The sequence below is a fragment of the Planococcus halocryophilus genome (assembly GCF_022489025.1).
GTDB classification, from domain to species: Bacteria; Bacillota; Bacilli; order Bacillales_A; family Planococcaceae; genus Planococcus; species Planococcus halocryophilus_A.
Genome location: NZ_JAKVTG010000029.1, coordinates 1 through 9211 on the forward strand (window position 1 = coordinate 1; position 9211 = coordinate 9211).

9 protein-coding genes and 2 pseudogenes are annotated in these 9211 nt (G+C 37.2%); 8 read left to right on the forward strand and 3 right to left on the reverse strand.

Annotation, left to right across the window (positions count from 1 at the left end):
* The 5 genes and pseudogenes from MLE13_RS17580 to MLE13_RS17600 all read left to right on the forward strand — a co-directional run.
* Positions 1–544: pseudogene (locus tag MLE13_RS17580) on the forward strand (permease); the annotation flags it as partial.
* Positions 541–1260: a hypothetical protein gene (locus MLE13_RS17585; RefSeq protein ID WP_240751079.1), complete on the forward strand. Its 720-nt coding sequence runs from the start codon at positions 541–543 to the stop codon at positions 1258–1260. The pseudogene MLE13_RS17580 and the gene MLE13_RS17585, both read left to right, overlap by 4 nt.
* 27 nt (positions 1261–1287) lie before the next feature.
* A complete protein-coding gene (locus MLE13_RS17590) occupies positions 1288–1929 on the forward strand; it encodes an ABC transporter ATP-binding protein (RefSeq protein WP_240751080.1) in 642 nt (213 codons plus the stop codon).
* 349 nt (positions 1930–2278) lie between these two features.
* The gene (locus tag MLE13_RS17595) at positions 2279–2806 is read left to right on the forward strand and encodes a MerR family transcriptional regulator (RefSeq protein ID WP_240751081.1); all 528 of its coding nucleotides are present in this window, start codon (positions 2279–2281) and stop codon (positions 2804–2806) included.
* Positions 2807–3256: 450 nt separating this feature from the next.
* Positions 3257–4201 (forward strand): cytosolic protein, encoded by a 945-nt coding sequence (locus MLE13_RS17600; protein ID WP_240751082.1) that lies wholly within the window; start codon positions 3257–3259, stop codon positions 4199–4201.
* 215 nt (positions 4202–4416) lie between these two features.
* Here the strand turns inward: MLE13_RS17600 and MLE13_RS17605 are convergent, their stop codons facing one another.
* The 3 genes from MLE13_RS17605 to MLE13_RS17615 form a co-directional block, all read right to left on the reverse strand.
* On the reverse strand, positions 4417–5583 hold the full coding sequence (locus MLE13_RS17605; RefSeq protein ID WP_240751083.1) for a relaxase/mobilization nuclease domain-containing protein: 1167 nt from the start codon (positions 5581–5583) through the stop codon (positions 4417–4419).
* Positions 5550–5879: a plasmid mobilization protein gene (locus MLE13_RS17610; RefSeq protein ID WP_049694576.1), complete on the reverse strand. Its 330-nt coding sequence runs from the start codon at positions 5877–5879 to the stop codon at positions 5550–5552. The genes MLE13_RS17605 and MLE13_RS17610 overlap by 34 nt, the downstream gene beginning before the upstream one ends.
* Before the next feature lie 464 nt (positions 5880–6343).
* Positions 6344–6907: a tyrosine-type recombinase/integrase gene (locus MLE13_RS17615; RefSeq protein ID WP_240751084.1), complete on the reverse strand. Its 564-nt coding sequence runs from the start codon at positions 6905–6907 to the stop codon at positions 6344–6346.
* Positions 6908–7672: 765 nt separating this feature from the next.
* Between MLE13_RS17615 and MLE13_RS17620 the strand changes: the two genes are divergently transcribed.
* The 3 genes and pseudogenes from MLE13_RS17620 to MLE13_RS17630 all read left to right on the forward strand — a co-directional run.
* Complete coding sequence (locus tag MLE13_RS17620) at positions 7673–8053, forward strand: hypothetical protein (protein WP_240751085.1); 381 nt, start codon at positions 7673–7675, stop codon at positions 8051–8053.
* 99 nt (positions 8054–8152) lie between these two features.
* Positions 8153–8953: an ABC transporter permease gene (locus MLE13_RS17625; protein WP_240751086.1), complete on the forward strand. Its 801-nt coding sequence runs from the start codon at positions 8153–8155 to the stop codon at positions 8951–8953.
* Positions 8937–9211: pseudogene (locus MLE13_RS17630) on the forward strand (permease); the annotation flags it as partial. The gene MLE13_RS17625 and the pseudogene MLE13_RS17630, both read left to right, overlap by 17 nt.

The window sequence follows — 9211 nt, forward strand, 5'->3', positions numbered from 1 at the left end:
AATGATACGATTAAAATCGTATAAAAGATGGGTCTATAAAACTTGGATAATTCTTGTTAAAGATTTTTCTATTCTTTATGGAATTTGGTTGGCAATTTGTTTAATCTTATTAATCAAAGTACCTTTTTCTAAAGGATGGAGTATTTTTAGCACATCACAATTCTATTTTTCTGAAACCCAAGTATTGCAAAATTTCACATCTTCACCTTTGTTGGCTTTATTTTTAACATTTTGCATGGTTATCATATGCTTGTCTTGCCTTCATTTAATCTTCGCATTACTTTTCATTCTTACTCAAAAAACGTGGGTAGTTGTAAGTATTGGAGTTTTTATTTGGATGTCTTTTATAGTCACATTTAGTCTATTACCTCCAAATGTTTATGTATTTAATTTGTCAAATTACTTAGTTTTTCATGCTGCACTCTCTGGCTTTACCCATGCCTTCACACCATTTTTAGTTCTTATTGTTCTTCTTTTAATTATTTTATCTGTTGTATCTAGAATTGATCTAAAAAAGTCTATATTCAAAAGGGCAGAAAAATGAAAAAAATATTCTATTTTTTAAATCTTTTTTTAGTAATTCTATTAATTATATCGGCTTTAGTTTCTGGTGCTGTTTCAACTACTGCTGTGACTATAGGTGATAATATATTTTTGATGTTTGCAGGCGGATCACAAGTTACATTTCAATTGAGAAATTTCTTAGCATATTTTTTTACTTATATGATTTTTGTTTATCTAATTCAAATGCAGTTACAAAAGAAGCTTAATAATACTGGATATTATCAATTAATACGTTATAAATCTACGAATAGATGGTTACTCCGATGGATTAAAGAAGTAACCACAAGCAACATTCTCTACCTGCTTCTTCTATTTGTAAGTTCTATAGGAGTAGCTTTCTTTTTTACTAGAAATTTAGATTTTTCTTTCACACTCAATGAAACACTTACTTTTTACCATATAACCTACCATTTTTTCATTAATGGATTTTTGCAGCTTAGTGTATATGTACTATTTGTATTTATTTTATCTTGGTGGAGTAAAGAAGTTTTCCATAGTTTAATAGGGATTATAATTGTCTTACTATTTATGTTTCCCAACATGAATCCTTCCCTCTACATTCCATCTGGTTTAAATAGTATGTTCTATATTCTAGAAGGTTATTCTATGTATCGTATTACTGCTATTCTAATTGGATGGAATATAATAAGCATTTGGGTTATCACATACTTACTAAAGAAAGACTTAAAACTTTAATTAATTTTAGAAGATAGGAGCTAAGCTATGACATGTCATATAGAAATAAAAAATGCTAGTAAAAAGTTTAAAGACATCAAAATTTTTGAAAACTTAAATTTAGAAGTAGAAAAAGGAAAAATTTACGGAATACTAGGACCAAATGGTTCTGGGAAATCTGTTTTGTTTAAAATGATATGTGGATTTATTTTCAGTGAAAATGGCAAAGTCCTAATTGATGGTCAAGAATTAGGAGTAACTAAGCGTTTCCCTGATAATTTTGGTGTCATTATCGATCGTCCTGGCTATATTGCTAACAAAACTGGTTTTGAAAATCTAAAAGAACTAGCCATGATTGAAAATAAAATTACAGACGATAAAATTAGAAAAACGATGGAGCTTGTTGGCCTACAACCAACTGCTAAACAAAAAGTGAAAAGTTATTCCTTAGGAATGAAACAAAAACTGGCTATTGCTCAAGCGATAATGGAAGATCAACAAACCCTTATTCTAGATGAGCCTTTTAACGCCCTTGATGCAGACAGTGTGAATAATATTCGAAAAATTTTAAAAGATTTTAAGAATCAAGGTAAAACAATAATATTTACTAGTCATAACAGAGAAGATATTGAATTTTTGTGTGACAAAGTTTATGCAATCAATAATTATCAACTTGAATTAGTAAAGTAACAAAACCAAACTACAAAAAATAGAGGAGTACTATCTGTTATGAGATAGTACTCCTCTATTTTTATGTTGAAGGAAAGCTCTAAAAAATTTCTAAATTAAACTACTTGTTTCTTTTTTGCTGCTGTGAGAGCCGTTCTAGTGTATTTAATTTTAATTCTTAGGATAGTATTGGAGCTATTTGCTTCTGATCCTCTTCTATAAATGGCATCTTTGCAATTTTACTTTCTACAACTTCATTAAGTCAGCTGTGAAGTCTCGTGATAAGATAAAAGTAACCGGAATGCTGATATGAAGGCTTTTTTCGCGTGATGATGATGTGATGAGTGAATGATGAGAGGTGATGATAGTATTGGAAGAATGGTATACCGTTGGTGAATTAGCAGAGAAAACCGGAATTGCTGAGCCCACTCTAAGGAGATATATAACGAAGTTTCATCCTTATTTCGTCAGTAAAGGCGGCAATCGCGCCAAGAAATACAAAGGGACTGCAATTCCTATCTTAGTAAGAATCAAAGCGCTATACGACGCTGGCTATGAAACTGCAGGTCTAGCTGACGTGATAAGACGTGAGTTTCCCGTGATTATTAATGATAATAAGCACAGCGAAACGGAAGAAAGCCAGTCTGCGGCTGTATTAGCGACTACTGAAGACGTGACGGAGCTAAAAAAAGTCTTAACTGAAGTGAATCAAAAATTAGCAAAACAAGAAGAATTTAATGCCTTGCTTATTCAAAAGTTAGAGGATCAAAATCGCTTTATTAAAAAGGCACTAGAAAATCCATCCCCTTTATTTTTAGAAAAAAAGACGGATGAAGAAGAGGCAGCCAAACCAGCAAAGGAATCAAAGAAAGGGTTTTGGAATCGATTCTTTAAATAATTGCTCATAAAAAAACACCCTAAAAAGGTGTTTTGGAATTGATTTGATTGTCTTGTTTGCGTTAAAAGTGGTTCTTTCGTGTGGTTTATTCTATAGTATCGGGATTTAACGCATTTTTGAAATCCTCTTATTTGCTGTTGCTTTGAGGAAAATTTATCTGTAGAATTGTCAGTAATTAGAATATGAACGGAAAAAGAACCTCAACTGTTTAAAGGTGCGACCAACACCATTTAAACCGTTCCCCCTATTCTCGGTAGGGAAAACACTTGTCGAAGTTCTTGTAACTAACTTTAGTTATACCCTTTATTTTAAGGGCTAATGCAGTTAGTTTCAAGAGATATTATTCTCTTTAGCTTACTTTTAGTTGATTTGAGTAAAAAAAGACACTGTTTCCCCCTGTGTTTATCGGGAAACAGTGTCTTTTTCTGTTCCTGAAAAGGAGAAATCTCAATGACACTTTTAACAGCTTATAACCAAGACGTACAACGCTTTTTCCAAGGCGGTTACTGCAATAAGATCCGCAAAGAAACCATCCTTTCTACGATTGAAGAGAAAGTTTTCGAGATGGGAAAAAGTTTTGGTCAACTGTTCCCAAATAAACGAAAACAAGTGTTGGATGAAATCATTTATTTATTGAGTGGCACCGGTATTTGCAAAATTGGCGCAGACAAACTGGCAGAAAAGGTTAGTTGCTCGGTTCGAACGGTGAAAAGCGCTGTGGCCTCGATCAAGGAGACAGATCAACTGGTGGTCGCCAGACTGGCAGATGACAAGGCAGGGAAATACATTTTCGTATACAAAGAACACCCCAACTTCCACCAAATTTTAAAAGAGGTCTTTTTCCTTGATTCATTGCCTGAATCGGATTCAGTTGCACCTCCTCTTGCACCTCTAGTTGCACCTCTTCAAAACGCTGAAGCTGTTGACGCTGTAGGCGTAGAAGGGCAAAAATCGAGTTCTAACCATATTAACTATTTTAATTTACTACAAGAAAAAGATAGTATACAGCAAGCTATTGAAAATGATGTCCAATATTCAAACGAAAACCTAGAAAAAACACGTGAAAAATTACAGGCATATCAAGCAAACGAATACCAACTCATGCTATTTGATGAAATTATGGCGTTTCCGTTCCCTAATTCCATTAAAACCGTCGCTGGAACGATTGCTTTACGTGTTGGAATGGACTGCGATGAGAAAAAAGTGCTTCGAGCGATTCAATTGCTCAATAAAATGGCTATTAATATGGTGAATGGTGTGGAAATACACAATATCGTGGCTGTTTTCAGTGATGGAATGGTCAATCAACGGTATTTATTGTCTCCGAACCCGTCTGTCCAGCAGCCAAAAACGCCGAAAGTCCCTTTTTATAACTGGTTAGAAGATCGGGGATAAGCGATTAAAAGCTTCAAGTGGTCTAAGTAAACGAAAAAATCCCTTATCTATGCCTTAATTCGACATGGATAAGGGTTGAAACTCGGTTTTAAGGCATTTCTACGCCCATAAGTGAGAAAAGGAACTTGATTACTAGATAAACGGGCACGATGAATACAGCCGTTCCTAAGCCGTATTTAGCGACATCTGACCAGTAGCTGAGCAAGGCGCTTTTTCTAACGCTCTGGGCCAAGGTCGCGCTCTTTTTCTCGAGGTCTTTCATGTTTTCGTTCATTCTGCGATTCAGCTGGCTCATGCTGTTGTCCAACATGCCCTCGATCTTGCTCATTTTCTGGACGGTCATTTCGTTGTTCGCTGCCATCTCGCTCTTGCCAGTCTCCAAGTGCTGCAGAAGCTGATTCCCGTAATCGCGCTGCGTGCTCTCGAGCGCTTTCAAAATCGAAATCATCTGTTCTTGCATGTCCTGGCTGACTTTCGTGATTTTCGACAGTTCGTTGTCCAGCGTCATTTGACTGGTCCCGTCCTTGTCCATATGAACCCGAATGTAGCTTTTCATCAGGGTGTTGAGTTCGTTCGTTTCCTTCATCAGTTTTTCCAGTTCGTTCGAATTCGGCAGAGGCTGCGTCTGATAGACTGGCGCTTCCTCGCTCTTGACCTCGTTCAATTTGTCTTTCAAACTCATGCGTCAACGTCTCCTTTTCGTAAGCCAAGCCTAGTTTTGTTCCCCGGACAAACCGTTCAAAATCCGGGTGCTTGAAGCTGATATTCTTATTGGTGATTTTGGTTTTAATGCCAAACTGCGCTTTTAATTGATGGGCGAGATCCGGCAGGCTGGTCGCCTGGCCTTTGATGCTGTCGATGCTTTCCCGAATCTCGTCTTTCCAGCTGTCTTTCCCTTTTTCTAGCAACGCTTTTTCCGCGAGGGTATAGCGAATCTGGGCCGTGGGTTCTTTGACGATCGACAATCCTTTTGCCAAACAAAGTTGATCACTTTGTTCCCGAATCTTGTACAAGTCCTTCTTAGAGGATTGATACTTGCTGCCATTTTCGAAACTGACTGCATTAATCACAATGTGATTGTGAATGTGGTCTTTGTCGGTATGGGTATACACCACTGCTTCATGTCCCTTAGCAATATTCCGGGCTAAGTCTTGGCCGATTTCGTTGGCCATTTTCGCCGTCACTTCTCCTGGCTTAAACGATTGAATGACATGGTGAGCCTGAATGCCTTCTGTCTTGCCCCAGAGCTCTCTGGTGGCTTTAAATTGCGCCTTGGCATATTCAGCCGGGCAATCCACTCCGCCCCGTTCTTTCGCGCGCTTCTCCGCATATGAAATTAGCTTTGTCGCTACTTTTGTATTGCCGAGTTGAATTGTTGCCATAACGCATGCAACTCCTTCTCTATGCGCTGCACTTCCTCTTTCGGAACCGCCGCCCCCTCATTGGCCCGCTTGGACAACTGATTGACGTTGTTTCCAATCGCGCGCAATTGCCGAGCCATCTCAAATGCCCCCTCCCGATCGATCTTAGGAGGCGTCATTCTCGCCCCTTGTGCCTGCTTCTTGCAGAAGGTCGGCACACTCATTCCAGCAGCTTGAGCCATCTGCTCAAGCTGCTGGAATTCGAGGTCGTTCACCCGAAATTTAATCTGTCGATTCTCTTTCCTGTTCTCTCCCAAAAAGACCGCCCCTCCTGTTCAATCTCCGATTGAAATTATGCTTCCTACTCGTTGGTGTACTCCGAGTATATCAGCATAATAGAGGGTTGGCAAGCTTCGTAAATGGTACCCATTTACAGCTTGTTGGGGAGTCCCCCAATCCCCCAAAGACCTTGGGCGTTGCCCAAACCCACAAGGGAAATGCTTTCCCTTGACCCTCCCCAAAAACAAAAAAGAAGGTTTCGGGAACGCAGCTGATCGCTCGTCCCCGAAACAAAAAAGCAAGCCGATGGCCAAACGTTTTCACGTTTAGCAGCCGGCCCACTTAACCAAAACACCCCCTACATCATCTGGCAATTATTCTGGCGATAAACGCCAAATAATTGTCAAAATCGCTTACGAACCAAAACGAAATAAAAGGAGCTGTTTTTCATTTTTAGAAAAACAACTCCTTCTTGCCAATAGAAAATATGCGGCATTCCGTTTTATAACCGAAACGTCTTCAGGTTACTTTCAATCTGTTCATCCGTAATGCCGATGTAGCGCAGGGTAATCTGCGGATGGGCGTGGTTGAGGATGTTCTGCAGTTCGGCAATATCCCGAAATTGCTTGTAATGCCAGTAGCCAAATGTTTTCCGGAGAGTGTGCTTGCCGATGCCGTCCGGCATATCGACCATTTGAGCTGCCTTATTGAGCTGTCTGTACGCTTGAACCCTTGTAATGGGGTTTTGCCCTTTCCGGCTCGGAAACAGCCATTCAGCCCCTTTTAACGTGCCAATGTAGGCGTTTAACTCATCGTAGATGTTGCCCAGGTGGATGGTCCGGCGTTTTCCGGTCTTGCCTTCCCGAAGCGATACGACTTTCTTGCCCTGGATCTCGCTCGTTTTGATGTTTAACAGGTCCCCGACGCGCAGACCCGAATTGATGCCGAGAAGGAACAAGATGTAATCCCGTTCGCCGCACCATTTCTTCAAGCTCCATTTCATGTCCTCAATTTTTTCGAGCGATCGGATCGGCTGGACGTCTTTAATTTCCTGCTGCTTGTTCATGGGTTGCTCCTTTCGGTTGGTTGCTGTTTTCTTTATTGCCAGAAAAAAACGGATGTAGTGACCTATTCAAGGTATTTGGGCCAAAAGAAAAAAGAGCGCCGCCAAGGAGAAGCGAGCCCAGTAGAATCAACCGTCTGAATGTATCATTTTTTCTAATAAAATCAGTTTCGCTGGTTTTTCTCGAGAAGTCAATAGAATCAAGGTTTTGAATGTAACTTAATTACTAATAAGTTACATTCAAACTCAAAAGAAAAGACTAACTTCAAAGTTATTCTTAAATAAAAAGTAAATTATTTAAATGCTTTTATGACTTTCTTTTCTTTTTTGCATCGTTCGCATTTATAGATAAATAATGCTGTTACTTCACTATCGCTACCTTCTTTTTCAATCAATGTAAAAGGGAGACCTTTCGCTTTGAATGACAAAAATTCTTCTAACTAGTCCTTGTTTTCGGGAATTTTTTTTTCTTCATAAGGAATTTCTTCCACCCGCAACCACATTTTAAATAGCTTGCAGGGACCATACCCAGTTTGCGTATAAATGGATATTTTCATCATGCTCGCCCTCCTTTTTATTCTCTCTAAAAAGAAGGGAGCGACAATGAAAAAAACCACGCTTTAAAAATAAATAATTTCTACCAGAAAATAAAATTGTATTATATTTTAAGAAAAGTAAAAAAAATCTAATTCTTAGTATTGTAATTAGTGTAAATAAATGTTAATAATGTATTATACGCTTTCAAGCGTAAAAAAAGGAGATGAAATGATGAAGAAAAAAGTAGCAGGTTTAGCATTAGCAGTAAGTTTACTAGCAACAGCAGGTTTTGTACAAGCAGGTACAACATACATTGGGTATGATGTAATTGTACCGAAAGGAAATGGTGATAACACCACCGGAGCGCAAACTAAAACCACATCTAGTGCTTCTGCAGATTTGAAAGTTACAATTTTAGGGAAAGCTAATGATGCTAGAGCATATACTCCAAATACCGGTACCGGTTCTTGGGTACGAATCGCATCTCTTACAAGCGGTACTAAGCTTCCTAACTCAATTAAAGCAGGAGATAAGTCTGTACGTGCTCAGTTCAGTTCTGATTTTACTACACTTGTTGATTCACGAGTTAAAGGCGAATGGCGCAGTAACTAATCAATTTAACGCAAGGACCGGTTGAATGTCTTAAACCGGTCCTTGCGTTAAATTGATTATGATAATATCAGTTTATTAAAACTGCAGGAGGCAACTTAGATGAAAGAAAAAAGAAACAAGACATTACAAAAACAAGTGAAAAAGGAATTGAATAAAACATTCAATATAAATCAATTTATAATTTGGGGAGCTATTATTTTAGTACTTCCTACGTTGCAATTTTTTCTTATAAAAGATAATTATGTTTTTTACAGACAGTTAGACTTGTTTTTAAGAATGAACTCAGGATTTATTGCAATATTATTTCCTATATTAATTGTTTTAATAAATCCTTTAAATTTTGTTAAGGAACAAAAAAACCAATTCATACAATATACTCGTACTAGGATTTCATTACCTAATTACATTTTAGCTAAATTAATAAGTAATGGAATTCTAACTTTTAGTATTGCCTTTTTAATGGCGTTTATACCTTTTATTTTCTCAATGTATATTGAACCTTTATTTGGTTTTGTTCAATTGTATCCAACAGAAGGGAGTCCAATTCCTCATACTACTTTTGAACAGTTTTTGCCTTTAGGGACATTGGTTTACGGCTTAATTTACTCGACATGGATTGGTATAAATGGTGCGTTATACGGAACAATAATTCTCTTACTTGTTATTCTGATTGATAGAGATTTTATAGCTTTATCTATAACCTTTATTGTATACATGATCTTTAATTTTATGGCGCAGCTATTCGATTTCGATAAATTTTCTCCAATGGCTACTTTATTTCCATTTACTATTTCCCAACAACAGTTATGGACTGTATTAATTCCATTTACTTTCGCAGTAGCCATAATGTTTGGGACGATGATTTATTTAAAAAGAAATTTGTATGAACGATATGAATAAAAAAGCAAGCAATTCTTCTGAGTATATAAACAATATATTCTCTTTTAAGTGGATAATTTTAGGGGTTTTACTATATTCTTATGGATTTTTTAGAAAACAAAATTTGTATTTCTATTCTATTGATACTGCTCTTCTTATTAATCAATGGGATATAATATTTTCTTTTTTTAGTAATATCTACATCAATATATATGTCATTCTTCCTTATCTAATCTTCACATCTATTTCAATTATTTTATCTCAGTATCATTATGAAAA

Excerpts from the sequence above, each read along its gene's own strand:
- MLE13_RS17585 (WP_240751079.1), top strand. The coding sequence starts at position 541 with ATGAAAAAAATATTCTATTTTTTAAATCTTTTTTTAGTAATTCTATTA.
- MLE13_RS17590 (WP_240751080.1), top strand. The coding sequence starts at position 1,288 with ATGACATGTCATATAGAAATAAAAAATGCTAGTAAAAAGTTTAAAGAC.
- MLE13_RS17600 (WP_240751082.1), top strand. The coding sequence starts at position 3,257 with ATGACACTTTTAACAGCTTATAACCAAGACGTACAACGCTTTTTCCAA.
- MLE13_RS17605 (WP_240751083.1), bottom strand. The coding sequence starts at position 5,583 with ATGGCAACAATTCAACTCGGCAATACAAAAGTAGCGACAAAGCTAATT.
- MLE13_RS17615 (WP_240751084.1), bottom strand. The coding sequence starts at position 6,907 with ATGAACAAGCAGCAGGAAATTAAAGACGTCCAGCCGATCCGATCGCTC.
- MLE13_RS17620 (WP_240751085.1), top strand. The coding sequence starts at position 7,673 with ATGAAGAAAAAAGTAGCAGGTTTAGCATTAGCAGTAAGTTTACTAGCA.
- MLE13_RS17625 (WP_240751086.1), top strand. The coding sequence starts at position 8,153 with ATGAAAGAAAAAAGAAACAAGACATTACAAAAACAAGTGAAAAAGGAA.